We start from the raw sequence: 223 nt of genomic DNA on the forward strand, positions 1-223 counted from the left end.
CTGTCGGAGGCCGGGCGCCGGGCCGAGGCCCTGACCGCCACCGAAGAGGCGGTGGAGATCCGGCGCAGGCTCGCGGCCGACAATCCCGCCGCCTACGAGCCCGACCTCGCAGGCTCGCTGTCCAACCTCGGCATCTGGCTGTCGGAGGCCGGGCGCCGGGCCGAGGCCCTGACCGCCACCGAAGAGGCGGTGGAGATCCGGCGCAGGCTCGCGGCCGACAATC

At 75.3% G+C, this 223-nt stretch carries 1 protein-coding gene; it reads left to right on the plus strand.

What is annotated here, in order from left to right:
- Positions 1–223: tetratricopeptide repeat protein (locus tag AC2CJA_RS27550; RefSeq protein WP_484605317.1), on the plus strand; the 223-nt coding region annotated here is incomplete at both ends.

Source organism: Streptomyces sp. ATLC9, from assembly GCF_057196705.1.